This is a genomic window from Paenibacillus sp. FSL R10-2734, assembly GCF_037963865.1.
Lineage (GTDB): Bacteria > Bacillota > Bacilli > Paenibacillales > Paenibacillaceae > Paenibacillus_AQ.
The window spans coordinates 6,280,114-6,306,853 of the sequence record NZ_CP150170.1; the positions used below are offsets into that span (position 1 = coordinate 6,280,114).

The 26,740-nt window shown below is 47.3% G+C and carries 22 protein-coding genes; 2 read left to right on the plus strand and 20 right to left on the minus strand.

Translation table 11 applies throughout. The annotated features are described in order from the left end of the window. Nucleotides 1-114: 114 nt before the first annotated feature. Nucleotides 115-2,418 carry an FMN-binding protein gene (locus tag NSS67_RS26970; protein WP_339316806.1) on the minus strand — a complete coding sequence of 768 codons (2,304 nt, stop codon included), beginning with the start codon at nucleotides 2,416-2,418 and terminating at the stop codon, nucleotides 115-117. 491 nt (nucleotides 2,419-2,909) lie between these two features. Between NSS67_RS26970 and hemH the strand changes: the two genes are divergently transcribed. Further along, on the plus strand, nucleotides 2,910-3,923 hold the full coding sequence (gene hemH / locus NSS67_RS26975) for a ferrochelatase (protein WP_339316807.1): 1,014 nt from the start codon (nucleotides 2,910-2,912) through the stop codon (nucleotides 3,921-3,923). Nucleotides 3,924-4,011: 88 nt separating this feature from the next. Here the strand turns inward: hemH and NSS67_RS26980 are convergent, their stop codons facing one another. The 18 genes from NSS67_RS26980 to NSS67_RS27065 all read right to left on the minus strand — a co-directional run bounded on the left by NSS67_RS26980 (nucleotide 4,012) and on the right by NSS67_RS27065 (nucleotide 24,970). Then, complete coding sequence (locus tag NSS67_RS26980; RefSeq protein ID WP_339316808.1) at nucleotides 4,012-4,464, minus strand: hypothetical protein; 453 nt, start codon at nucleotides 4,462-4,464, stop codon at nucleotides 4,012-4,014. Nucleotides 4,465-4,821: 357 nt separating this feature from the next. After that, a complete protein-coding gene (locus tag NSS67_RS26985) occupies nucleotides 4,822-6,642 on the minus strand; it encodes an adenine deaminase C-terminal domain-containing protein (protein WP_339316809.1) in 1,821 nt (606 codons plus the stop codon). Between the two features lie 232 nt (nucleotides 6,643-6,874). Beyond that, the gene (locus NSS67_RS26990; protein WP_339316810.1) at nucleotides 6,875-8,107 is read right to left on the minus strand and encodes an alanine--glyoxylate aminotransferase family protein; all 1,233 of its coding nucleotides are present in this window, start codon (nucleotides 8,105-8,107) and stop codon (nucleotides 6,875-6,877) included. Between the two features lie 132 nt (nucleotides 8,108-8,239). Further along, nucleotides 8,240-9,502 carry a M20 family metallo-hydrolase gene (locus NSS67_RS26995; RefSeq protein WP_339316812.1) on the minus strand — a complete coding sequence of 421 codons (1,263 nt, stop codon included), beginning with the start codon at nucleotides 9,500-9,502 and terminating at the stop codon, nucleotides 8,240-8,242. Beyond that, on the minus strand, nucleotides 9,499-10,893 hold the full coding sequence (locus tag NSS67_RS27000; RefSeq protein WP_339316813.1) for an allantoinase: 1,395 nt from the start codon (nucleotides 10,891-10,893) through the stop codon (nucleotides 9,499-9,501). Before NSS67_RS27000 ends, NSS67_RS26995 begins: the two co-directional genes overlap by 4 nt. A gap of 33 nt (nucleotides 10,894-10,926) precedes the next feature. Further along, nucleotides 10,927-11,331: a hydroxyisourate hydrolase gene (gene uraH, locus NSS67_RS27005; RefSeq protein ID WP_339316814.1), complete on the minus strand. Its 405-nt coding sequence runs from the start codon at nucleotides 11,329-11,331 to the stop codon at nucleotides 10,927-10,929. After that, nucleotides 11,331-12,281 (minus strand): factor-independent urate hydroxylase, encoded by a 951-nt coding sequence (pucL, locus tag NSS67_RS27010; RefSeq protein WP_339316815.1) that lies wholly within the window; start codon nucleotides 12,279-12,281, stop codon nucleotides 11,331-11,333. The genes uraH and pucL overlap by 1 nt, the downstream gene beginning before the upstream one ends. 18 nt (nucleotides 12,282-12,299) lie before the next feature. Then, nucleotides 12,300-12,821 (minus strand): 2-oxo-4-hydroxy-4-carboxy-5-ureidoimidazoline decarboxylase, encoded by a 522-nt coding sequence (uraD, locus tag NSS67_RS27015; protein ID WP_339316816.1) that lies wholly within the window; start codon nucleotides 12,819-12,821, stop codon nucleotides 12,300-12,302. Between the two features lie 4 nt (nucleotides 12,822-12,825). Further along, nucleotides 12,826-13,362 (minus strand): (2Fe-2S)-binding protein, encoded by a 537-nt coding sequence (locus NSS67_RS27020; RefSeq protein WP_339316817.1) that lies wholly within the window; start codon nucleotides 13,360-13,362, stop codon nucleotides 12,826-12,828. After that, nucleotides 13,349-15,643 carry a xanthine dehydrogenase subunit D gene (gene pucD, locus NSS67_RS27025; protein ID WP_339316818.1) on the minus strand — a complete coding sequence of 765 codons (2,295 nt, stop codon included), beginning with the start codon at nucleotides 15,641-15,643 and terminating at the stop codon, nucleotides 13,349-13,351. Before pucD ends, NSS67_RS27020 begins: the two co-directional genes overlap by 14 nt. 34 nt (nucleotides 15,644-15,677) lie before the next feature. Beyond that, the gene (locus NSS67_RS27030) at nucleotides 15,678-16,577 is read right to left on the minus strand and encodes an FAD binding domain-containing protein (RefSeq protein WP_339316819.1); all 900 of its coding nucleotides are present in this window, start codon (nucleotides 16,575-16,577) and stop codon (nucleotides 15,678-15,680) included. Nucleotides 16,578-16,622: 45 nt separating this feature from the next. Then, on the minus strand, nucleotides 16,623-17,552 hold the full coding sequence (locus tag NSS67_RS27035; protein WP_339316820.1) for an ABC transporter permease: 930 nt from the start codon (nucleotides 17,550-17,552) through the stop codon (nucleotides 16,623-16,625). A gap of 3 nt (nucleotides 17,553-17,555) precedes the next feature. Then, complete coding sequence (locus NSS67_RS27040; RefSeq protein WP_339316821.1) at nucleotides 17,556-18,698, minus strand: ABC transporter permease; 1,143 nt, start codon at nucleotides 18,696-18,698, stop codon at nucleotides 17,556-17,558. After that, the gene (locus NSS67_RS27045) at nucleotides 18,695-20,227 is read right to left on the minus strand and encodes an ABC transporter ATP-binding protein (protein ID WP_339316822.1); all 1,533 of its coding nucleotides are present in this window, start codon (nucleotides 20,225-20,227) and stop codon (nucleotides 18,695-18,697) included. The genes NSS67_RS27040 and NSS67_RS27045 overlap by 4 nt, the downstream gene beginning before the upstream one ends. Before the next feature lie 112 nt (nucleotides 20,228-20,339). After that, on the minus strand, nucleotides 20,340-21,479 hold the full coding sequence (locus tag NSS67_RS27050) for a BMP family ABC transporter substrate-binding protein (protein WP_339316823.1): 1,140 nt from the start codon (nucleotides 21,477-21,479) through the stop codon (nucleotides 20,340-20,342). A 238-nt stretch (nucleotides 21,480-21,717) separates the two neighbouring features. Continuing rightward, nucleotides 21,718-22,290, minus strand: coding sequence for an NTP transferase domain-containing protein (locus NSS67_RS27055; RefSeq protein ID WP_339316824.1), 573 nt, complete (start codon nucleotides 22,288-22,290; stop codon nucleotides 21,718-21,720). Continuing rightward, the gene (locus NSS67_RS27060) at nucleotides 22,232-23,356 is read right to left on the minus strand and encodes an XdhC family protein (RefSeq protein WP_339316825.1); all 1,125 of its coding nucleotides are present in this window, start codon (nucleotides 23,354-23,356) and stop codon (nucleotides 22,232-22,234) included. Before NSS67_RS27060 ends, NSS67_RS27055 begins: the two co-directional genes overlap by 59 nt. Before the next feature lie 39 nt (nucleotides 23,357-23,395). Continuing rightward, nucleotides 23,396-24,970 (minus strand): PucR family transcriptional regulator, encoded by a 1,575-nt coding sequence (locus NSS67_RS27065; RefSeq protein WP_339316826.1) that lies wholly within the window; start codon nucleotides 24,968-24,970, stop codon nucleotides 23,396-23,398. Nucleotides 24,971-25,209: 239 nt separating this feature from the next. Between NSS67_RS27065 and NSS67_RS27070 the strand changes: the two genes are divergently transcribed. Beyond that, nucleotides 25,210-25,593, plus strand: coding sequence for a RidA family protein (locus tag NSS67_RS27070; protein WP_339316827.1), 384 nt, complete (start codon nucleotides 25,210-25,212; stop codon nucleotides 25,591-25,593). Nucleotides 25,594-25,672: 79 nt separating this feature from the next. Here NSS67_RS27070 and NSS67_RS27075 read toward each other — a convergent pair whose 3' ends face one another. Further along, entirely contained in the window at nucleotides 25,673-26,605 is a 933-nt protein-coding gene (locus tag NSS67_RS27075; RefSeq protein WP_339316828.1) for a hypothetical protein, read from the minus strand. Nucleotides 26,606-26,740 lie beyond the last annotated feature (135 nt).

Genomic DNA, 26,740 nt, shown 5'->3' on the forward strand with positions numbered 1-26,740 from the left:
ATGTACAAGTTAGAAGAATACGTTCTTATATTCAGAAAAAGGAGGTTATTCCATGGGCCATAATATGGCTCTGGAATAACCTCCTTCATTGATTAAGAAACGATTAACATCTGATTATTTACCCGCTGTTTCAAGCGCTGATTTAATGGCTTCTACCACTTTAGTCGATACTTCTTTCTCTGCATCATTATTTCCGAAGGCTGCTGCACGGTATCCATACTTGTGCAGACTAGTGCCAGTTGAAGTCGACTCAATCTCGCTCTTCACGGCCAACTCAGCATCCGTCAATTGATTAATTGTTCTTGTCTTTCCATCTTTATCAAGATAGTAGACAAGCATTTTAACAGGAACGCCATGTTCTACATACGTCATAACATTTACAAGCTTATCAGCACTTACACCAATGAAGATTCCATCGAAATAAGCAGCTTTGTTAGCTTCAACAATCTCAGCTTTTCCGTAAGCTCTATCCACTGCAGTCTTAAGCGCTACGCTACTGCTAGTTGCGCCGGAAACAGCGTCTACGCCTTGCACAGCTTCTCTAGTACCTGCTGCAAGGAAGCTAGCTTTCAATTGAGGAATCGCTTTTACCACCTCAGGGTAAGCAGCTTCGCCTCTATCTACAAGATTCATTCCTACACGATACAGTGCAACATTTACGATCTTACCGTTACGCAGGGTAACGTCTGCTCTGTTTGTTCCTTTATCATAGGCATCACCAAATGCAGTGAAGCTTCCGTCTTTATAAGCGCCTTGAACTTTAGATGCGTTAGTCAAAGCATCAGTCAGTGCAGCTTTGGCAGCTGCGGATAACGCTTCTTGACCTGTGATATCGGTCATTTGCACACCTTTTTCAAGCAATCCTGAAGTAAGTGTACCTACCAGAGATTTTTGTTCTGCACTTAGTTTATCGTCAGCAATCAGCTTGCCGTCAGTTCCAAACAAGCTTACTTTAATGTTTGTAACTGCATCAGAAGCAACATCAACAAGCAGTAACACTTTAGATTGGTTATCTACACCTGCAAATTTGCCGTCAAAATATTTACTTTCACCAGGAACTTTCAGTGCTTTTTCGAAAGCTCTTTCTACGGCCTGATTCCAACCGTGACTACTTTCTGTAGCTCCGGAAATCCCATCAACCTTCTCGTCATAATTAGCGAAGTAAGATCCATTGGCAAGCAACTTAGCTGTCATCGGAGCATTAGCTTTTACAACTTCTGCATAAGCCGTTGCGCCTCTGTCAATTAGGTTATTTCCAAGTCTGAACAGCTTCACATCCACTACCTTACCGTTGCGGATCACGATGTCAGCTCTTTCAACACCAACGCTTCTTGCAGTCCCGTAAGAGGAATAGAAACCGTCTACATAAGCAGAAGTATTGTTAACCTTTGCATTCTGCTCAGCATCCCAGAAAGCATTAGTCGCAGCCTTAAAGTCGGCTTCGAGTCCTGCGACAGGTTGCGCAGCTGTTCCTTTAGCCAGCAATGCTGGAGTTATAGCTGCCACTGTTGCGGATTGCTCAGCTGTGTAAGTCTTCTCATCCACGAAATCACCATTACTGTTCAGTGGGTACACTTTAACAGCTGTGAGCTTATTGGATTCGTAGGTTGCAAATACTGCATATTTACCTGTAGGATCTATGCCCATATGAACACCATCAAAGTAAATTGCATCTGTATCTTTCACTGTTAGAGCTCTTTCAAACGCTCTGTCTACAGACAATTTCCAGCCATTACTAGAGCGTGTAGCTCCCGAAACAGCATCAACTGCCGCTGCTCCATCTCTTGTTTTACCTATCAATTTATTCTTCATCAGTCCATAAGCTTGCCATAAAGCGCTATAATTGTTGCGCGCATCTCTATCGATCAGCTTAGGGCTGGTTCTCAGGAGATCAACGCTAGTAATTTTTCCATCTTTAATTTCGATCTTTGCGCCTTCAGTACCTTTGGAATAAGCATCTCCATAAGCTACGTAAACTCCATCTTGATATACATTTTCCTTAATTGTAACAGGCAATGTTGTAGCCACAGGCTTAACAGTCGCTGCTGGAACTACTGTAGCCGCTGGTGCAGCGGTTGCCTTTGGTGTTGTAGCTGGCTTTGCTGTTGCTGCTGGAGCCGCAGTTGCCTTTGGTGTTGCTGTTGGTTTTACTGTTGCTTTTGGTGTTGCTGTTGGTTTTACTGTCGGTTTTACCGTTGCTTTTGGTGTCGCTACTGGTTTTACTGTAGCTTTTGGTGTTGCTACTGGTTTTGCCGTTGCTGCTGGTTTTGCTGTTGGTTTTGCTGCTGGTGTATCTGCTTCTTCAGAAGCTGCGGATACTGCATCCACCTTCAAGTTCAAAGCAGGCACATTAAGTGTGTAAGCAAATGGCGCTAACAATATTGCCGCGCTAACCGTTAAAGAAATTAGTTTTTTCAATAAAATTCTCCTTTACCAAACCCCAGTGATATGTAGCTTTTTCTTATCCGTACCTTCCTTACAAGATGTCGCTCTTCTTATGAAGCATCCCTTCTCACCTCATAAGAACACATCCCCCCTCTCATGCTAACCGCGACCCATCACTTTCCAAAAAGAATGCCTTAAATCTATTCATTCCTTCTTCTTATCAATAAACCGTTTAAAAGGTGAAATAATTCACATATATTGTTAGAAAAAGAATGAAGGCGCTTTTTTAATCAATTTCAAGTTAGATACTACCAAACCTTTCCGCAATTCCTCTGTATCGAAAATCACATACCCTATAAGAAACATCACTATTTGCTCATAAATGTGATTTTTCTTTGTTTTTTCCAAACAAATACTCCCACTTTTTCTTCCCAAGGTAGATAACGTGATCTCGATTATTGTGCATCCAAGAATAGATATGCTATTTTAGAACGATCTCTAACATAGGAAAGGAGTTCTATGCTTTGAATAAACAGCCCCCTATTGGAGTTATACTCGCTCAAATTGGTACACCCACTGCACCAACCGCTAAAGCTGTGCGTCCTTATCTGAAACGTTTTTTATCCGACCGACGGATCATAGATTATTCTCCTCTACTCTGGCAGCCTTTGCTGCGAGGCGTTATTCTACGTACACGTCCAAGACGGTCGGCTGAGCTATACAGACAAATATGGACCGCTGAAGGATCACCCCTCCTCTTAAACTCGTTAGCTCAGCAATCCGGTTTGCAAGCGCTGCTCGGCCCACGGTATAAGGTAGAACTCGGCTTAGCGTATAGCGAACCAAGTATGGAACAAGCGATGAACAAATTGGAGACTGCTGGTATCACTCGCATCATCATTGTGCCACTATTCCCTCAATATTCGTCTACTACGACGGCATCCGTATTCGATCAGGCGAGCTTTGCTGCCTTAGGACGCCAAAGCTCCACTGGACCGGTAACGAAGCGCCTTATTCCTGCTCTCAGATTTATGGATGCTTATTATAATGAACCCGGTTATATTTCTGCCATGAAGTCGCATTTACTCCAGCAAATAGAACTTCTGAGCGCTGATCCTGATTATTTTGTGCTGACCTTTCACGGGATTCCCAAACGTTATGCTGATACAGGCGATCCCTATCCCCAGCAATGTATGGAAACGGCACACCTTCTCGCATCTGCTATGAATTGGGAGCCCGGAAGCTGGCAGGTTACTTTTCAATCACGCTTCGGACGTGAAGAGTGGGTTGGTCCCTCTACAGCTGATGTTTTGGGAGGGCTTGCTGAACGTGGAATTCGTAAACCTTTGATTTTCTCACCGGGCCTTGTAACCGATTGTCTGGAAACGCTGCATGAGCTAGCGATAGAAGGGCGTGAACAATTTGAGGCTGGAGGAGGATATGCAGAAGACTTCGTTGCGGTCCCTTGCTTGAATAATCATGAGGAATGGCTTCAATTTCTGGCTCAGCATGTTGAACAAAACGCCTTGGGCTGGTAATACAAAAAACCGTCTTGTCTACAGATAATCTCTGCTCAGATAAGACGGTTTGCTATATCAATTGTTAAGTTCGAAATTCGAAAGATACTTATGCTGTAAGCTGTTTATATTTAGTGGTCAGTTCATTGAACCATTGCTTGTCCTGTAAGGTCAAGGCAAAATCGATCAGCTCGGCAATCTCACTCGGCTGTAAATCAGCTGAATCATTAAACAATACTTCAGCCGATGCCGTGGCTTCTCCATTCCCATCCTCTGCGTAATCATAGGCGAAACAAATTTTGATATCACTTTCCAAAAATTCGTTACGAAGGAAATACAATACCTCACACATTAGCACAGGTCTAACATGATCATCAAAGACACATTCCATAACCTTTGCCCAATACTGCTGGTTACTGAGGTGTAGCTTATCATTGGTTAAGAGATATTTCTCACCCTGAAAATCGGTGACAAATCTCAGCTCAAGCGGCTTCATTTTAAAAATAGTAGCAATTTGCTTCATACTAATATTCAGAATGTCTTGCGTTTCTAATCTGATCATCTCTCATGCACCTCGTCCCTCTTAGTTGGGTTACCTGAAACCTGACGATATCTATAATTCCGTTATATGCCAATAATATAAAATTAACTCCATTAATTCACTTTAATTTTATCTAATTTAACATTATTATCGTCACCTGACTATGCTTTATTTATATTTTTTAGGATTTCGCTCAGAAAAATGTTTCAATCTCTAAAAATCTGTTTAATATTTACGTTCATTCCAATAAGGTGTATAAAGATTGTGCATCATGTGAAGCTTTTTCTTTCTTATATTTAAACAAAAAAAACTGTTCTGAATGGTCATAACGACCTCAGAACAGTTTTTTGTATCAGGATTATGCTTCAGTTAATTTACTTAAACAAACAGCGGCACTAACTGTATTCCTTCTTCAGGTGAGATCCGAACGAGGCCTATATCAGTGATACGTAACGTCGGGATAACCGCCAAAGCAAGCAGTGATAAGGTCATAAATGCATAATTCAAAGTGCAGCCTGCATCATATAGCGCTTTGCTGATCGCAGCTGATTTTGCAGCAGCAATTTCAAAGGGCTCAGTGGACATTAGACCTGCAATAGCCAGCGGGAATAATGTTTCTCCACTAGATGTGATTACGGCAACCCCACCCTGAGCATCCGCAACCGCATTAGCGGCTTTAGCCATTAACTCATCATCGTTACCGATGACCAGCACATTGTGGCTATCATGGGCAACTGTCATCGCAATGGCAGCAGGCTCAATAAATCCGATGCCTTCTACAACGGCCACGGATTTATTGCCTGTTCCTTTATGCCGTTCAAGCACAGCGATTTTGCACAAACCTTCTACAGCATTTACATCCAGTTGCCCCGCCACTACAGGGATCGAAACCATACGCTCAATGGTCTCCACATGATTTTCTCTTACTTTAATAACTCTTGTAGTAAGTTCACCTGTTTGAATTGGAGCAGCGATGATGAAATCTTCTGCGGTAGGACGCTGCGGCAAATGAACCGAAGCCAACACTTCCTCTGGATAAGTGAATTTAGCAAGCTCTGCGGTCATTACACCGTTCTCAGCAACTACTACACCTGCGGCAATCGTAAGTACCACGTTAACATCGGCCAAATTCCCGTCCAGCAAAATAATATCTGCAAAGGAACCCGGAGTAATCGAACCTATATCCCGCGCTAAACCGAAGCGTTCAGCAGTATTAATAGTAGCCATTTGTATAGCCGTTATAGGCTTCACACCTTGAGCAATAGCATCGCGCAGAACGAAATTCATATGCCCTTCATCTCGCAAAGATTCTGAACTACGGTCATCCGTTACCAGCATCATTCGGCGCGTATCAATTCCGTGTTCCGTATGGGCCGTAATGGTCTTAGCCACATCGTGCCAAGCAGAGCCCCGGCGCATTTTGGCATACATCCCCAGTCGAACGCGCTCAATGACATCGTCTGCCGTAACACACTCATGATCGCCAGTCACACCCGCCGCCGCATACACCGGCAGTCTCCAGTCGCTGGAGGGCCATGTGAAATGACCATCTACAAATCTTCCTGCCCGTAGCGTAGCTTGAATTTCTCCAAGCATCTTCTCATCGCCGTAAACAACGCCAGGGAAATTCATCACTTCGCCTAGAGCGATCACATCGTCTCCCCAAGTAAAAGCTTCTGCTACTTCTTCTGGACCAATAGAAGCACCCGTTGTCTCAAATTCCGCACCTGCCGCAGGCACACAAGAAGCCACCTGCATATAAGCAGCTAACGGTGTTCCCCGCATCTCATCCAGCATCAAATGAATACCCTTTAGTCCGAATACATTAGCAATCTCATGGGCATCAAAGAAACCACCTGTTGTCCCCAGCGGCAGAACAGCGCGTGAGAATTCAGTAACCGTTAGCTGTGTGCTCTCAATATGACAATGGCCATCGAGCAGTCCCGGAGCTATATACTTGCCGTTCGCTTCAATAACCTGCGTTCCTTCACCAATCATATGTGTCACATCTTTACCAACATAAGCAATGCGTCCACCTTGCACACCAACAGACATTCCTTCTAAAATTTCACCAGAGCATACATTGACCAGCTTCCCACCTGTAATTACCAGTGATGCCGGTTTATCTCCTCTTGCCGTAGCCACAAGCTCAGGTACACAATCTGCTAAAGGCTTTCTCGTAAAAGTTGTCATCTTCATCTCTCCCCCGTTAGTATCCAAGTGCATTCTTGATGTAGTGAATAGTTACATATTAATAGAGGATTGCTTTACAATCGGTTGTGCTGACATTATGGCTGGCAAGTCTGAATTTGTAAGAAAAAACGGCTCCGTCATCCCTATAGATGATAGCCGTTTTCTTATTCCCAAAGATTGTCCACTCGCTCTGGACGCCCCTTGTTTGAACTCCCCGTCGGCCGCTCTATTCCAACGATTATCTTACTTTTCCCTCATATACGTCAAGTGCCGACTGAACACCAAGCCCGTAAGAGACTTTAAATCCGTGACGCTGCAACACTGCTTCCAGCGCTCCAAGCAATCGAAGCACATTATTCTCACGACAGCTAAAGCCCATCGTACCGATGCGCCAGATCATTCCTTTTAAAGGGCCGAAGGAGCTAGCGATTTCGATCCCGAAGTGATCTAGCAGCATCGAGCGTACGGATTCCCCATCTATCCCATCAGGGATGAGCACACAAGTTACAACAGTAAGCTTGCATGAAGAATCGCCGTACAATTCCAGGCCCATAGCTGTTAATCCAGCTACAAGTGCTTTTTCATGGAGCTTATGTCTGGCGAATCTAGCATCCATTCCTTCTTCAAGGACAAGCCGCAAGCCCTCACGCAGTGCATAGAGCATAGAGGTCATCTCTGTATGATGATTAAGACGTTGCGGACTCCAGTAATCCTGAAGCATGCCGAGATCGAAATAGTTGCTGCGGACAAAAGACAACTCACCAGGCTGAACATCACTGGTTCTAATCCCACGCTCTACTCGCTTCCGTGTCATAAGCTTAGCTTCAGCGCGATCATTATATGTTATCGGTGCCATTCCAGAAGGGACGGATAGGCATTTTTGTGTACCCCCAACGACGCCATCCAGCATCCAAGCATCTGTTTCTACAGGGATGCCCCCAATGGTCGCTACTGCATCCACTATGAATAGAGCATCCATTTCGCGGCAAGCTCTACCAATCTCTGCGAGTGGCTGCACACGTCCAGTAGAGGTCTCCCCATGAACCATCGCCACCACATGTGGCTTAAAAGTCTCCATAGCCGCTATCACTTCATTTGGTTCAAATACACTTCCCCATGGCTTTTCCAGAACGAACACCTCTGCGCCACAACGTTCAGCAATCTCATGCAGCAGATGTCCAAAGCGGCCAAAGATCGGAATTAGCACACGTTCCCCCGGCAGGATCAAGCTGACCATCAACGCTTCAATACCTGCACGAGAGGTGCCATCTATGGGGTAAGCCCATGAATTGCGAGTAGCAAACAGCTCCCGTAGCATTACCATCGTTTCATTCATCATATGGGTGAACTCTGGATCAAACTGACCCAGCACTGGAAAAGACATCGCCCGCAACACACGCGGATCAACCTCCACCGGACCTGGAGTCATAATGCAGCGCAGGGACGGCGACAAATCTTCGTACCGCTTCATGATGATCCTCCCTTCAAGTAGAAACGGCTATGCCGTCCTTTAAGGGACGGGCTCCGTTTCAGCGAGAAATATAAGGATAAAGTATAGAGTAAAACATATACTTCCTTATATTTCAAAGTTCGGCGAACTCTTTTAATAAGCTAACTCGTATAACATCGCAGTCAGCACCTCAAGCCCAGCAGCAAGCTGTTCGGGAGAGCTATACTCTTCCGGTGAATGGCTGATACCCGCACGACTTGGCACAAAGATCATCGCAGTGGGGCAACGCGGCGCAAACAGCTGGGCATCATGCCCCGCTCCACTGACCATCATGCGGTAGGTTTTGCCCTGTTCCAGGCAGATCTCTTCCAGCGCTGTAGATAGCTTCGTATCCATAGGTGCAGGGAGTGTATGGAGCACCGGAATAACCTCCAAGGTTACCCCACGTTCTGCGGCGATTTCATGATATAGCGATAAAATCTTCGCACAGAAACACTCCAGTTCCTCCTCTTCGCTGTGGCGAATATCTAATGCAAAAAGAACCTCACCCGGGATCACATTTGGCGTATTCGGATATACCTCAAGCTTGCCCGAGGTTGCCACAAGAGGTGCACCTGCTGCTTTAGCAGCACCTTCTAGTACATACAGCATTTCTACTGCACTGGCCAATGCATCCTGCCGCATCAACATCGGAGTTGTGCCAGCATGATTAGCCACACCACTGACCTTGACCATATAACGTCTCTGTCCGACAATCCCCTGAACTACGCCTATCTGCGTGTCTGTTGTCTCCAGAATAATTCCCTGCTCGATGTGCAGCTCCACAAAAGCGTCAATATCATTTCTGGCTCCTGTACTCTTAGAGATATTCCCATCCGTATCCGTTACGCTTTGCGAAAAGCTGAATGCTGCCATAGCTGCCTGTAGAGATATCCGATCTGCATCCATACAGTTCTCGGCCTCGCTTCCGTCATACCTTTCCGTGACATGGCCGGAGCCCCAATAAGCAAGGGGAAATCGACTCCCCTCTTCTTCACAAAAAGATACGACCTCAAGCGTTCGCTGCGGTTGACCAAAATTCTTCTGCAAATCTTGAAGCGCAATCATAGCAGCAGCGATCCCATAGGCACCGTCATATTTTCCGCCATTGACCACGGTATCGATATGAGATCCGGTTAAAATAACCTTTTGCTCCGGACTACGTCCCATCAGGCGACCAAAGACATTGCCAACCTTATCCGTGGTAACCTTTAAGCCGAACCCAGCCATTTTTCCCTGCAAAAAAGTCTGTGCCCGCCCCCATTCCTCCGTGTATAGCAATCTAGTAACTCCCAGCCCGGGTGCGGTGAATGCCGCCAGCTCCTCCAGCAGCTCCAGCAGCTTCTGAGTCGATGCTTGAACTCTGGAATCATTCATAGACTGTACTGCTCCTTCCTAATTCGCAGCCACTGTCCACCTCCCTCAGTGATCACTCCTTCTTCAGAGGTATAGACAACATCCCCACGACATATCGTAGCAGCGACCTTGCAGGACAGAGTTCTTCCGATATATGGGCTGTGCTTGTGGCGATATAACAAATTCTCAGCAGTCAGCGTATAGGTTGTGCTTGGGTTCAGCAGAACTAGATCGGCATCTAGACCAAGAGCTATAGTGCCTTTAAGATGATCTATTCCAAAGCGTTTTGCGGGTTGCCCGGCAAGCAGGCGAGAGATTAAGGTAATGGGCAAACCGCGGACATTCACACCTTCATGAAACATAAGCTCAAAGCTGCTTTGCGCACCTGAGATTCCGCCCCAAGCCTCAAAAAAAGACAACTCCGGTTGCAGCTTCAATTCCGTCGGACATGGAGAATGATCTGAAGCGATCAGGTCAATTTTGCCTTGGGCTAGCACTTCCCATAGCTTTTCCTGCTCCATCGCACTTCGCAGTGGAGGGGCACATTTTGCAACAGGTCCTAGATCCTCCATATCACTTTCAGTAAGCACCAGATAATGCGGGCATGTTTCAGCCGAAACATCCAGCCCTCGTAGCTTGGCTTCATAGATTTTCTCAATGGCAGCAGCCGTGCTGATATGGACAAAATGCAACCGACATCCAGTCCGTTCACAGTACAGCAGCGCCCTGGACACTGCCTCCAGCTCTGCCTCAGCAGGGCGACAAGCCGCAAAATCTCTTGCGCTGCTTCCACCATTACGCATTGCATCTGCGGTCAACACTGCCGTGATAGCTTCACTTTCGGCATGAAGGGCCAGAATTCCACCCAAAGCAGCAATTCGCTGCATCCCTTGATAGAGTGTATCCTCATCCACTTCGCGGAATCTTCCCTCGCCCGCCCCTCCGGGATTGGAGAGAAAAGCTTTAAATCCAGTAACACCAGCCGTTGCTAGAGCTTCCAAATCAACTAGATTACCGGGAACAAGTCCGCCCCACAGCACATAATCAACGGCGGAGTTGCCTGCCGCAGCACTCACCTTCTGATGGAGTGCAGCCTCATTCACAGTGGGTGGATTTCCGTTAAGTGGCATATCTGCATACGTTGTGCAGCCACCCGCTGCCAGAGCTGCCGATCCACTACGAAACCCCTCCCAATGACCCAGCGCTGGCTCATTAAAGTGGACATGCATATCAATCATACCGGGGAGAACATAGTACCCCTCAGCATCAATGATTTTGGTCAGTGGTGCAGTGGAAAGCTCCTCACCCAGTGCGACAATCTTTCCCTCCGATACAGCTATGTCCAGCTTAAGTACCTGATCAGGCAGCACTACATTCCCGTTTTTAATTACAAGTTCATAGGGCTCCTTCAAGAGCTGCCACCTCCTCCGGTCATCGAATCTTCTCTAACTTCCTCGATATGTGCTGTACCCACCAGGAGCAACTAGCAAAGGTACATGGTAGTGGTCTGTAGAGCTTCCTATATGAAAGCGAATGGGTATTTGTTCTAGAAAAAAAGACATCTCACGTTTAGCGTCTACTGAGCTTTCAGTTACTCCTATGCCAACAGCCGACTCTTTGGCATCAACTCTACGATAGTAATCGCCGACCATAAACAGCAGCTCATAGCAGCCAGCTTCTATCTCACTCCCCTCCAGCAGTGGAGCATCCAGCCTCCCGTCACTGTTCGTGACTTCTTCACACAGAAGCTTGCTCATTCCATCCGTAAGCTTCCAGAGCTGAAGTGTCAGACCTACAGCAGGAATCCCCCGCGACAAATCCAGCACATGGGTAGTAAGACGCCCGCTCATTACGCTGTTTCTCCAGCCAAATCAGCACGACTAACAGAAAAACCCTGAAAACCATAGGGTGGACGAGGTTCGGTGAACACTCCACCTTTAGCCTCTTCAGGCTCAACAATCGTTTCCCAAGTCCGGTTATTGGACTCAAACGAGACTGTAGCCAATTGAGGGAAACGGGATAACACGCGCAGTCCGATTTGATAAATCAACGATTGGATCGATGGACTGTTCAGCTCATGAAAAGCGCTATGGGCGATATCACGAATCTGCTCCGCAGCCACATATTGACCTTGATCTCCATCCAAAGCGTGCTCGACATCATTGTAGGTCCAGTTAATATTGAGAAAAATATAAAGCGGACGGTCAAAGCTCTCTGGTAATGTCGTATATTCATCTCGGACAAATCCATAAAACGAGCTTCCGCTCACTTTTATTAGCTGTAAATCCTTCAATCGGCATTCATGAGCGACAACCTCAGTTCCAGCCTCTCCACGTTTTACAGTCAGCGAAGCTGAGTAGGATTCATTATTGGAGTGCCGCAGCACTAAATGACTCTGCCTAAGCCCCTCACTCCCGGGCACCATTACCTGTTCAAAAGGTAATCGATCAGCGGAAACCGAAACCGCAGTGACATGACTGTATCTATCGATAAAACGGCTGCTTAGAAGCTGTAATAATCCTTCCGTTGTGCTGCCGGTGTAGTCGGCGGTATTGCGCAGGATGAAATTTTTCATAGAGTCGGTAGCTACCACCATAGAATTATCCCCCTCTGAAAAAGAAGGAAGAAACGCTTCGCCCGTAACAGCGAATGTAATATTATGCGCGAATATAATGTTGTCGCAGCCCGTAAAGGAAGATTCGGGAACAGGGGTAACGGTCAGCGGCTTAGCATAAGTACGATAGGTTAGCACATCGCTTTTTCCATAAAACATTGTACGTCCGTTAATTGGTTCCAGCATGGCTGACACCCTCCCCGATTATGATGAATGAATGATTAAATCACTTAAGCGGAATTTCGTAATTAGGCCGATCTCAGAAAAAGCTTGCACCCATTCCTCCTGAGGTGACCGTTCTACTCGCGCTCCAATGGCGCTGATGATGTCATCTTTGTTTTTGCCACGAACCGCTAGAATAAAAGGGAACTGAAATTTGTCTGTATACTTTTTATTCAGATCATTCAAGAGATTAATTTCTTCCGTTGTTAGCCCATCCAATCCAGCTCCTTGCTGCTCTAATGCAGACAAAGGTGTAACCTGAAGCCTAGTCGCCAGATCTGGGTGAGCCTTTAATAGCCCCTCCATTCGGCTCCGGTCAGCACTCAGAACGGTCTGCATCATGGTGCTATGCAAATGCTCTATAGAATGGAATGGGATCTGCTTAAAAGCCTCCTCTGCTACCCACGGTGAATGTTCAAAAATGCCCCCAAGATGCTTCACAAAATCCGTTATACTCATGGCATTTATCTCTTCCAGCGTAAACTTGTATTCAGAAATGACCATCCGCTTAGCCTCCTATAGCTTTATTAACAGCTCGCATGATGCCTCCGTATCCTGTACAGCGACAAATGTTGCCAGATAAAGCTTCTTCCACTTCAGCCTGAGTAGGATGTGGGTTCTCATCCAGCAGAGCAACCACCGAGATGACCATCCCTGGAGTACAATAACCGCATTGGAACCCACCTTCTTCCAAAAAAGCACGCTGAACGGGATGTAACCCCGCCTCACTAAGACCTTCAATCGTTGTAATTTCGGCACCTGAGCATTGATAGGCCATCGCCAGACATGAATTCACCGGATGCCCATCCACGAGCACCATACAGGCTCCGCAGCGGCCAATCTCACAAGAGCGTTTCGTTCCGGTCAGCTCCAGATCTTCACGTATGACATTTAAAAGCCGGCGGGAGGGTGGAATCTCTCTGGATACCGCTTTTCCGTTGAGGTTGCACTTGAAGGTGAACCTCTCTTCTGCAAAAGCATCCTCAGACGATGCTGGGTCAGGCTTCTCCTCATTTAGATCCGAATTCGGATTATAGCTCCACATGGATATTCACCGCCTTTTGTGGAATAAACGGCGTAGATTGCAGCCATTCGGGATCAATCGGCAGCTTAGTTATCCGTTTACCTACAGCCTGAAATATGGCCGAGGCAACTGCCGGAGCTAAATTGACGGATCCCACCTCTCCAATACCGCGAGGACCATACGTATCATGATCCGGCAAATCCTCTATCGGCTGCACATGAATGCTGCCATTCATGTCGGCAATGGTCGGCACTAAGTAGGTGTCTAAATTTTTGGTGACATAGCTGCCGTCTGACATTACAGCATCCTCTGATAAGGTGAAACCTATCGCCATACTGCTTCCGCCTTCGATCTGCCCGAGATAACCTTGCGGATTAGCTACCGGCCCCGCTGCTACCGCATGATATTGGTCCAATACACGAACACGACCTGTAAGCAAATTAACTTCCACGCGGACCGCGATAGCGGAATAGGTGTATAGAAAATGTGCACCCACTCTTTTAAAGGGTGTGGTTGGGTAAGTAAACTTCGTATTACAGACAATGGGTTCTGAAATACTCTGTGCCAGCTCCTTGTAAGTCAGAAGCAGACCACCGTCTTTTTGCCAAATTCCGTTAGGGCCGAGGTTCATTTCAGGGATATCCAGCTCTGGCTTTATCGTCGCAGCTGCCTGCAACACTCGAGCGGTGAAGTCTGGACGTAGCCGTTTAAGAGCCATCCACATCATGCTTGTCGAACGTGAAGCTGTACTTGATCCACTGTCGGGCACCACATCCGTATCACCAATGACTATCCTTAAATCCTCTGCTGCGAAGCCAAACTGTTCAATCAGCATTTGTTCCAATGTAGCGATTAAGCCCTGACCAAACTCCTCGTAACCAAACACCGCCTCGATCCTGCCATCTAGCGTCAGAGACAGCCGTCCCCCCGCCGGATCTGGAATGCCATAACCAAGTCCTGCACCATGCATTGCTATTGCAGCACCCGTTCCAGTTACGATCCATGGTTCCACGAAACCTGAACCTCTGTCTGTAGACTCGGCCTCAGTCATGAGCGGCGAACCCGCCAGCGCTTCCCATACCTGAAAGGCACCATCGGTTTGAGCAATTTCCTGACCCAGTGGCCCTAGATCACCATATTCACGTAAATTGCGGCGACGCATTTCCCATGGATCGATCTGCAATCGCTCAGCCAATCGATCGATTTGTCCTTCCAAAGCGAATATCACCTGATTGCCGCCAAATCCTCGAAATTCACCAGACACACCGTTATTGGTATATACAGCAAAACCTTCCACATCCACATGATCGATGATATAAGGGCCCATCACATGTTCTGTCGCGAAGTTGAGCACCTCCGCTCCCAGCGTTGCGTAAGCTCCCGTATCCGAAATAATTCTGACCTGATGCGCCTTGATGTTCCCTTCATGGTCGCAGCCAGTTTTCATGGTGATTTTCATGGGATGACGTTTTAGTCCTGCCCGTACCGATTCTGCTCTCGAATTATGCAGCCTTATTGGACGTTGAGTCTTCAGTGCTAGCAGCGCTCCATACGGCTGTACATTCAGTTCGTCTTTTCCTCCAAAGGACCCACCGATGGGACTCGAGATGACTCGGATATCTTCTTGAGGAATACCTAGAATTCTAGATAGCTGCATGCGATCCATCAGCCCATGTTGTGTAGCTGAATATACGGTAAGGCGTCCGTTAGCTTCGGGGATAAACAATCCGCCTTCAGTCTCCATATAAGTGTGCATTTGGCGCGGTGTGTAATACGTCTCCTCCACTACATGGCAGCAATCCTTAAATACGGCTTCCGGTTCTCCCTTACGATATTCCGTATGATGAAGCACATTCCCCTCAGCATGCAGCAGGATTGTATCCTTCTTCATCGCTTCTTCCGGGTCCTCCAACAGTGGTAGAAGTTCATAATCCACTTCGATAAGGGATAAGGCGTATTCCGCAATTTCATCCGTCTCTGCCGCTACTGCCGCAATCGCATCGCCAGTGTACCGCACACGATCACTGCAAAATACCGGTTGATGCGGCAAGGCTATACCAAAACCGTTAAGTCCGGGCACATCTTCATGTGTAATTACTGCGTGTACACCAAGGACTTCAATGGCCTTCTCAATACGCACGGACAAAATACGAGCATGTGCCTGCCCACTGCGGAGCACGCGGCCGATCAACATACCTTCCGCCCTCATGTCGGTCAAATACTGCAGCTTACCGGATACCTTGCCCTCTCCGTCGGGTCGTGTACGCCAACGGCTCCCGCTGGATTCCTTATTCAGCAGCATTTTCCCTCTCTCCTTTCGTGGGGTTATTCACCTCTTAACTTCTTATATTCATAGCCTTCCACAGCTCAGATACAACCAAGTTCCCAGCAGTCTTTTTCTTATAAAGGTCTGTGGCAAAGGGATCACTATACGTGTCAAAGCTGTCCTCAACCACTTCATATAGAGCAGGTAGCAGCGCCTCTGTATACACCAAATCTTCAAGCATTGCTTCAGCTCTACTTAGTCGCTGCGGCCGCCCCGAGCCCCCACCTGCTACGATACGAACCTCGTGGAAACGATGTTCTGTATCGATCGATGCGGATATCGCTACCGTTACAAGCGAAGGGGTAAAAGCTTCTCTACGGCCAACCTTGTGAAAGATTTCCAGCCTATCTGTTAACGGATTCTCTAGGCGAGCAGGCGAGAGGCGAATCCCAGCCACAAGATCTGACGCAGCTTTCATCCCACTCCAGTGATTGTTTAGCCACTCTATCAAAGGCAGTCCCGTCATAAATTTGCCGTCATAGGAGATCAATTCAGCTTCATAGACCAGTAACGCAGGTAGAATATCACCGAAGCCAGAAGCGATATTGCCACCTATTGTAGCGAGATTACGCACCGACGGTGCAGCTATACAGCGTACGGCCTCTTGCAACGCAGGTGCCACTGCCCCCAAATACTCATTGCTGCGGCACTCAGAAAGTGGAACAAGAGCGCCCAGAGATAAGTGAAATTCCGTTAAAGTGATGTCCGCGAGACCTGAAATTTGCCTGAGATCAATCAGCTGTTTGGGCATTAGCGCCGTTCCATTTTCCCACCCTGTTCTCAGCAGTGTCCCTCCCGCGACATATCGGGCACTGTCCCCGAGCGCCATTTTCCTCTCCCAAGCTTCGTGCAGGCTGCGGGGCTGAATTACATCAGGTAGCCTTTCATCCTCTTCCCGTAAAACTCCCATACACTCCGCCTCCTCTTGAGCACAAGATCACTCCTATTACCTGCCTTAAAACCTTTGTTCCCGAATATAAGGAACTCCGAGTGCTTCCGGTGTACCGGATGGTTTATTGCGATTGCGGTACCCCAGGTACATCAGGACCAGGATGGTCACAAGATACGGAATCATTTTGAGAAAATAGGGTGGAACCGCACTACCCAGCAGTTGAATACGGAAACCAAGTGAATCTAATGCCCCGAAAAAGTAGGCACAGAACAAGGCACGCAGCGGATTCCATCTGGCGAAAATCACTAGCCCTACCGCAATCCAGCCTCGACCGGCTGTCAGCCCTTCATTCCAGGTTGGCGCGTAAGCCAATACCATATCCGCTCCGGCCAGACCGATAAGAGCAGCGCCGATGATCACATAGCTGTAGCGGATAAGCTGCACACGGATCCCCATTACATCTGCGGTAGCCGGACTGTCTCCGACTGCCCGCAAATGCAGACCCCACGAAGTACGGTGAATTAGCAAATGCAGAACGAGTACCAACAGCAGGCTAAACCAGGTCAGATAGTCCATATTTCCGAATATCCGACCGATGACCGGAACATTCTCGAGCCAAGCCAGATGCAGCTTAGGGGATGTTCCCGGCAAAGGAATACCGCTGATCGGCTTACCTAGATAAGCGCTCAACCCACTACCAAACAAGGTCATCGCAAGACCGGACATCGTTTGATTCGCCCGCAAGGTCACACAGAGAAAAGAATGCAGCAAACCAAGTAGAGCCGTTACAGCTACGGTAGCCAGCAGAGCTAGCAACAGGTTTCCGGAGCGAATATACACGATACAAGTGGTGACCGCTCCCATCAGCATCAGTCCTTCAGCTCCAAGCTGTATAATGCCGGCGCGTTCATTTAAAATGCCCCCCAGAGTAGCCAGCAGCAGCGGGGTTCCTGCGGAAATAGCGGCAATGAGTAGCTGTGTTGTAAAATCCATTGCCTATCTCCCCCCTTTCAGTTGAACCCCGCTACGGCGAATGCGGAAACGATAGATCATATCGCCAGCAATCAAGAAAAACAGGATGGAGCCCTGCAGCATTTCTGATATCGATGAGGGCAGCCCGATGGTTTGAACACTATATCCGCCAACAATTAAGCCACCGAATAAAATGGAAGTAACGATTAGACCGAGTGGATTCAATTTGGCCAACCAAGCCACAATAATGGCGGTGTATCCATAACCCGGTGAAATGCCTTGCATCAGCTTGTGTGTAACACCAGAGACCTCAGCCATACCAGCGATCCCGGCGAGGCCCCCACTGATCAGCATGACGATAATAATATGGCGCTTGATATGAATACCGGCGTATCTAGCTGCTACAGGATTGGCCCCAATCAGGCGGAGCTCGTAACCCCACTTCGTAAAACGAATCATCAAGTAATAAATCACAACGGCGATAAGTCCAAATAACAGTCCGATATGCAATCTTGTACTTCCGAGAACAGGCAGGGACTGAGCCGCTGTAAACATAGGTGATCCGGGGAAATTAAACCCTTTAGGATCTTTCCAGGGTCCGAATACCACATAATCGAGTGCTAATAAAGCAACATAATTCAGCATCAATGAAGTGATTAGCTCATTCACTCCAAAATGCGTCCGCGGAATAGCAGTCAGCAGTCCCCAAAGCGCTCCCGCGGCAATGCTGAACAACAGCATTAAGGATAGCGACCAGAATGAAGATAAATTAGGAAAATAAATCGTGACCGCGGTAGCGGCCATTACCCCAACCGTTAACTGCCCTTCTGCTCCAATATTCCATACAGAAATGCGGTAAGCTACGGCAATCCCAAGCCCGCACAGAAGTAAGGGGATGGCCTTAACCATCGTTTCAGTAAGACCGTACGTAGTGCCAAATGCGCCACGGAACATTTTTTCGTAGACCAGCACCGGATTCATACCATTTACCCCGATAAATAGGGCACATAGCAATAACGCTAGAATTATAGATACAATAGGTGTCCACCATGGCGAACGAGTACGACTGGAGTCGTATTCCAAACGTAGAGAGAACCGTTTTCCTGAGCCAGATGTAATGGGTTCTAGTACGGCTGCTGCGGCATTTCTTCCATTGTCAGGGCTCATACGGCGCTCTCCTCTCTGTTATGAACACCAGCCATCAATAGTCCAATACTCTCTCGATTTGCTTCCTCATGTGTACTTTCACCAATGATGGAGCCGTTGTAGATCACTAGAATCCGGTCGGACAAGTGAAGCAGCTCATCTAAATCCTCGGAAATTAACAGTACGCCACTACCTGAACCGCGCAGCTCCATAAGGAGTTCATGAACTCCAGCTGTAGCGCCTACATCCAGTCCTTGCGTCGGATGAACGGCGACCATCAGCTTTGGACGATGACTGATCTCACGTGCGAACAGCAGCTTCTGCTGATTACCACCTGACAATTGCTGTACTGGCGTATCCAGCTCAGGTGTTGTAACGTTAAAGCGCTGGACCAGCTCCTCTGTCCACGAACGGTTCTTCGCGGCCTTCAGGAAACCAAATTTAGAGTGCTCCTCTGAGCGGTAGGATTTGAACAAAAGATTATCCACCGATCCGAGGCGCCCGGCTAAGCCGCTCTTCATCCGGTTCTCCGGCACATGGGAGATTCCTGAATCAATCGCCCCTCTTACCGAAGCTGATTTCACCGTCTTTCCATCAAAAGTGATCTCACCACTTTTCCATCCCCTAAGACCTGTTAACACTTCGGCCAGCTCCTTTTGCCCATTGCCAGCTACCCCAGCTATACCTACAATCTCCCCTTTGCTTACGTTCAGAGAGAAATGATCCAGTGCTTTTTGCCCGTGATCGGCATATACGTCTAAGCCCTTCACTTCTAACAGAGAATCTCCCTCAGGGGCTTCCCGTTCTTGGCGGGTGATGATAACTTCCTTACCTACCATCAAACGAGCTAACTCAAGCTCATCTGTATCCGCAGTAGTCAGCGTAGCGATCATTTTCCCTTTACGCATGACGGAAATTCGATCTGAGGAAGCCATAACCTCTTTCATTTTGTGTGTGGTCATGATGACCGTCTTCCCTGCCTGCTTCATTACACGCAAAGTCTCAAACAGCTGCTCTACCTCACCTGGGGTCAGCACGGAGGTTGGTTCATCCAGAATGATAATGTCAGCTCCGCGATAAAGCGTCTTAACGATTTCAACACGCTGTTGTTCTCCCACGGACAGCTGCCAGATCGGGCGATCCACCGGGAAATTCAGTCCAAACTGCTCCGCTAGTGTCTCTATCTCCTTGCGTTTATTCTTCATCCACTTACGTCCGCGCCAGAAAGACGACTTTTCGCCAAGCACGATATTTTCCGCCGCTGTAAGGCTTTGCACCAGCCTAAAGTTCTGAAATACCATACCTACACCAAGCTGTGCAGCATCTTTAGGAGAACGAATATGAGCTGCTTTCCCATGAATGAAGATTTCGCCTTCATCTGCTCTGTACACCCCTGACAGCATGCTCATCACCGTGCTCTTTCCTGCTCCATTCTCACCAAGCAGTGCATGAATCTCTCCCGCATTTGCCGAAAAGTCGACTTGATCACTGGCGGTTACCGAGCCGAATTTTTTCACAATTCCCCGCATTTCAACTGAAGTTCCCCGCATGGTATGAACGCCTCCTTCCTTCAATTTGTAGGACGGGTGGGGAAGTTTCCGCTTTATGGAATCCGCCCCACCCATAGATCGTGCACATTTTATTCAGTATTTTTTAAAAAGATTATTGCGGGATGGTTCCTTCCACACCTTTAACGAGCCAGTTCATGCCCAGCACTTCCTCAAGGGTCAGTTTTTGACCTTCTTGAACCTTCACATTCCCTTGGTTATCTGAGATCGGACCTGTGAAAACCTCAAGCTCCCCACTGATGATTTTGGCTTTAGCGTCTTCCACAAGCTTTTTCACATCATCTGGGATTTTGTTTCCGAAAGGAGCCAGCTCTACCATACCGTCAGCCATACCCCCGGAATATTGCTCGCTTTTCCACGTTCCGTCCATAACCGCCTGCACAGCTTTTACGTAATAAGGACCCCAATTCCATACCGGATTCGTCAAATAATTGTCCGGAGCGTATTTGCTCATATCCGAGTCATTGCCCCCGGCAAAAGCTCCTCGTTCAGCAGCAGCCTGCAGTGTTGCAGGTGAATCCTGATAGGCCAAAAGTACATCCGCACCCTTATCCAGCAAGCTGATTGCCGCTTGACGTTCGGTCGTCGGGTCATACCATGTATTCGTCCACACCACGTTCACCTTCACATCAGGATTGACGCTTTGTGCTCCAAGGGTAAAAGCATTTAAGTTATAAATCACTTCGCTGATCGGAAAAGCGCCCACATAACCCAGCTGATTGTTTTTGGTCATTTTTCCTGCTACTATACCGCTGAGATAACTGGCTTGATAGTTCTTCCCGAAGTAGGTCCCCATGTTCTCTGCGGTTTTGTAACCCGAAGCATGGAGGAACTTCACATTGGGGAATTTGCCTGCTACATTTAATGTAAAATCCATATATCCAAAGCTCGTTGTAAACACGATATCGTGTGATTGCGCAAGCTCTGTGATGATTCGTTCGGCGTCAGCACTTTCAGGGACATTTTCTACAAAGTCAGCTTTAATCCCAAGCTCCTTCTCCATATACAGCCGCCCTTGATCATGTTGGTATGTGTAGCCGCCATCTCCTGGAGGTCCGATATAAACAAAAGCAACTGTAGGTTTCTTCGCAGCCGGTTCTGTTGTTGCAGTTGCCTCTGTTGCCGCTGTAGTTGTCGCCGGTGCCTCTGTTGCTTTTGCACACCCCACCAAAGCCACCGTCATTAGAACCATTAATGCAAGACAAGATGTTATGAACTGACCCCTTTTTTTCATAATTCTCCTCCTCCAAATCATCTCTCATCATGGCTGCAACCATTAATGTACTTCTACTATACTTAGAGGTGGCCTTGACGTAAATTTATATAACATACGTTTGTATTTGAATATAAGAATCAGAACTTTTTTTGTGTGTAATGCACTAATCGGTTTATTCGAGGTGAGTTACATGTCACATTATATGACTATAGGCGGAAAAGGAACACTCCTTTAGATTACTTTTTAGACTATATCTTCACTTTCCGTTTCTCAGCATCCATTGCTCCTGAATCTCACCAAAATCCTCTTTTGTATCTGCATCCATAAAATAATGGGCAGAAGCAGATTCCAGAACAATCCCCTTATAATCAGGCGAACGCAAAATCCCCGCCGCTCCTCGATCTCCATCCAGTCCCTGCAACGCTGGAAATAACGTCTTCGAGAATAACGCCGGGGGCATAGCCGATCCATTACTGACGCTAGCTACATAATCCATCCCCGGTGATTGTTCAAACGTTTGTATAAGACGGTTCACTAATGCCGTAGTAATAAAAGGCTGATCCGCGAGCGCCACAACTACTGCATCAGGCTGCAAAGGCAGCACAGCATTAAGCCCGCAGCGCAGTGAAAAAGACAAACCTAAATGTGCGGTTAAGCAAGTTTCAGTACGTCTAATCCCTTGCGGTTCAATCGCGGGTGGCAGCCATTCCAAGTTGTCATCCGCACGCACCACGACGATAAGCGGTTCAAGATTGCAGCGATCCAATTCACTAAGCGCGACGCTCCCGAGCGAGACCTCCTGCGACAATTTCAGTGAAACCTTGGACACGCCCATCCGCCTGCTCTGCCCCGCTGCCAAATATATTCCTGCTACTTTCAAAACTATCCACTCCTTTAGGCAGCTCTCGTAAGCCCGCCCTTCTAATTTGAATGATTTCCGCTATAATACTGACCGCAATTTCCTCGGGACCTTCTCCACCAATGGGCAGCCCTACTGGCGCATGTAAAGATGCAGGAGCCTCAAGCCCTTCTAATAAAAGAGCTGTCCGCGCCTTTGAACCAATAATTCCGATGTACAGCGGAGCTAGCGGAATCACGCTCTCCAGGAACTGTCTATCCCGCCCAATTTGATGGCTACAAATCAGCACATAATCCCCCTGAGCTACACCCAATCGCTTAGCAACCTCCGTTGGAGAACAAATGATTCGTTCAGCGTGAGGAAACTCATTTTGCAGACTTCCTTCGCGCCAATCCGCAACCGTAATCCGAAAGCCAACTCTGCCCGCAAGCTCTACAATCGGAACCACATCACGTCCCCCGCCAAAAATTACAAGCCGCGGTTTGGGCACAAAGGACGTATGGAATGCTGTCAATTCTACTGGAGCGGCCATGAATCGGCCTGTCGCCAGGCTTTCTTTTGCCGAGTGGGATAATTTCGGAGCTTTCTTGTTCTGCGATAATGAAGTATCAGCATCCAGCTCTAGCCTATAGCTAAAACCTCTCTCCGCAGCTTCACGGAACAAAATTAGCTTCTCTCCCGCAGCCAGCCTGTCACTCACCAGCACCAAAAGCTCATATAACTTCCCCTGCACAGGTTCAAGCACCACTTTGATTTTGCCCCCGCAGCCGACAGTCTCACCCCAGGACAAATCATCGGGAGACAACATATTGTACTCCACAATTTCGGGCAGCCCTCGTTCCCATATCTCAGAAGTTCGCAGCTGCAGATCGCTTTCCAGACAACCTGGACTCAGACTCCCAATCGTGCCTCCTTCAAAAAACAACATCACCGCCCCAGGTTTACGATACGAGTGTCCCTCTACTTCTATCAGCGTTGCCAGCACCGCGGGCGCCTTATGGGTTTGAATATGCATTGCGATCTCATGTGTATTCACGAGGTTCCCCTCCTCCGTGTTTGCATTTCAACCCAGACCTCAGTCCCGCCCAAGCATCCTTCGAAACATGAACACTAGCTTCAGCCTCATTAGATCATTTATTTTTTTAAGATCGACGTCCAGCAGCTCACTAAGCTTCTCGATCCGGTAGGTGGCTGTGTTCCGATGAATAAATAGCTTTTTGGCTGTCTCATTGACATGACCATCGTTCTCTAAATAAACTTCCAGCGTCCGCAGCATTTCCCTAACATACTCTGGTTCCCGAGTGAGCAGTCTCCTAAGCGTACCGTTGCAATATTTCTCCATAACTTCTGTCGGGATTTGCCCGAGAAGCAAGTTAAGCTCAAGCTGCCGATAATGCACAACATTCCCATGCACTCCGCCAAGCTGAAGCATTCCCATACATTCCTTTACCTCTGCAAAAGCCTCCCTCAGCCCCTCCGGCTTCGCTTTACAACTGCTTATCGCAGCTCGCGGATAATAACACTTGTTAAACTTCACGTTGTCAAAACAAGCATGAATTATATCCCGAAATTGTTCAGGACTCTGGCGATCTCCCGGATAGATGGACAATAACCCTTGATCTACGACCACATGAAGCCCCTTTAGTTCCCGCAGCACAGGGTGCTCAGTGTATTCTTCTTTTAATCTAAGCAGCTCACTTTGGCGTTCCTCACCAGTCGCGGTAGTATCAGTTAATAAGAGGAAAAATGGTGATTGAAGCAGCTCTATCTCCAAGTTGAGGGCGGCCTGCGCCAAATCTGTATAAGATAAGTTACCACTCAGACAACGTCTCAGTAATCCACTAAACTCCCTCTGTTCTGCCTGTTCAAAATAATCCTCGTAGCCTGAATGAATATGATAAGAAATAAGTTCAGCCCCCTGAACGAACAAGTTCTCTTCTACCGGGAGCAACAAAGGATCGATGGAACAATACAATAGATAGCCGGAGCACTTATCTCCTTGCATTAGCGGCGTACGATAACCAGTATGATCCACTATACGAAAGCGCTGATTCCGTTCCTGCCATGGCCACCCCTCCAGCAGCTGCGAGGAATGATATTCAGAGTTGTTGTAGATCACATCCCCCCGTGCACTAATTACCACAAGTGAATGGCCAATTACTTCAGACACCGAATCAAACAATGGACGGCTACGGACGGATCGTAAGGCGAATTGCATCAGCTTTTTCTGCTTCTCCATAATGCTCTGCAGAACGTGGGTGCTGCGGCTAAGCTCGGCGCGAAACAGACCATTCATCTGATCCGAAAACGTGAACTGGAACGGCAACTGGATTAAAGGGAAGTTAAGGAATTCTGCTTCAGCGATCAGCTGCTCTGGTACCTCATCCCAAAATCGTCCCAGCTTAATACCCAAGGCCGATGATCCCCTGCGATTCAATGTTTGCAGCAAGGCAGAGGCATCCTCCAGATTGTCTTTGATTAAATAGGCTGTCGTTAGCAGCATCTCGCCTTCTTTGATCCAATCCGAAATATCGGGTGCGTCCATCACATTAATCGACTTCACAATTCGATGTTTCCCCTTGGAACCCGCGATAAGCTTCGCCTCGGACAAAGGATAAATGGACAACGCTTCTTCAACCGTAAGATGCATGCCATCCCTCCTTTTTAGGATCAATACAACCATTTCTGATTTATAATGTTATTTTATGTAACATTATAATTAAAATGAACCTTCTTGAATAGAGAAAATTTTAAATTTCATGTTTATCATGTAATCAAACATAACATTAAATAATCGTATTTGATCAATTATTAATCTTTTGTTCATGTCACACGTGCTAGAAGTATAATAAGATCGGGCAATATTAGGATGGATTCGGAGGGGATCTTTTGAGTAAAAAACAAGTATTTACAGGTTCACCATGGGAATCGGTGGTAGGATATTCTCGCGCCATTCGAATTGGCAATCGGATCGAAGTCGCAGGAACAACAGCCATGCAAGACGGGGAAGTGATCGGTGTAGGAGATCCATATGCGCAGACGAAATTCATTCTACATACCATTGAAAAAGCACTTAACCAGCTAGACGCTGATTTGTCGCATGTAATTAGAACAAGAATGTTCGTAACGGACATCTCCCGCTGGGAAGAAGTCGGCAAAGCACACGGCGAATTCTTCAAAGACATTCAGCCTGTAGCAACCATGGTAGAGGTAAAAGCGCTCATTGATCCACTACTGCTAGTAGAAATAGAAGTCGAGGCATTCGTAGAATAGACCACGCATGGGGCATGGGGCACCTTCTTTGTGGAAGGTGCTTTGTTTGCGTGTTCATCGGGCGGGCTGTGGTGGGCCACTATTTGTGGGGAAAATACGGCCTCTTTCCGGCGTTATGGCCGGAATCACTGAATTCTGGGGGATTTATGCTCCTCTTTCCGGAGATATGACCGGTATTACAGGATTCTAGGGTATTTATGCACCTCTTTCCGGCGATTTGGCCGGAATTCTTGGATTCTGGGGCATTTATACCCCTCTTTCCAGCTATATGACCGGAATTACAGGATTCTAGGGGATTTATCCCCCTCTTTCCGGCGATGTGGTCGGAATTGCTGAATTCTGGGGGATTTATCCCCCTCTTTCCTGCAATATCGCCGGAATTACTGAATTTCAGGGCATTTATACCCCTCCTTCCGGTAATATGGCCGGAATTGCTGAATTCTGGGGGATTTATACCCCTCCTTCCGGTAATATGGCCGGAATTGCTGAATTCCGAGGCATTTATGCTCCTCTTTCCGGTGATATGGCCGGGATTGCTGAATTCTAGAGCATTCGTGACCCTCTTTCCGGCGATATGAGCCAGCTTCTCGGATTCTACGGGATTTATACCGTTCTTTTCAGCTATATGAGCCAATTTTCTGGATTCTGCGGGTTTTATACCGTTCTTTTCAGCTATATGAGCCAATTTTCTGGATTCTACGGGATTTATACCGTTCTTTTCAGCTACACGAGCCACTTTCTCGAATTCTACGGGATTTATACCGTTCTTTTTAGCTACACGAGCCACTTTCTCGAATTCTACGGGATTTATACCGTTCTTTTTAGCTACACGAGCTACTTTCTCGGATTCTACGGGATTTATACCGTTCTTTTCAGCTATATGAGTCAATTTTCTGGATTCTGCGGGATTTATACCGTTCTTTTTAGCTATATAGGCCATTTTCCTGGATTCTGCGGGATTTATACCGCTTATACCGCTCATCCCCATATGGACGTATTCACTATTTTCCACTGGGCTTATACCATAATTTTGAGCTCTGAGTTTACCTTTAATTCCAACATACCTCTATTGAACACAACTCTATTGAACCCACCTCCCCCACCTTGGTAATCAGAACAAACTATTCTGCCCCCCCCCTAGATGCTA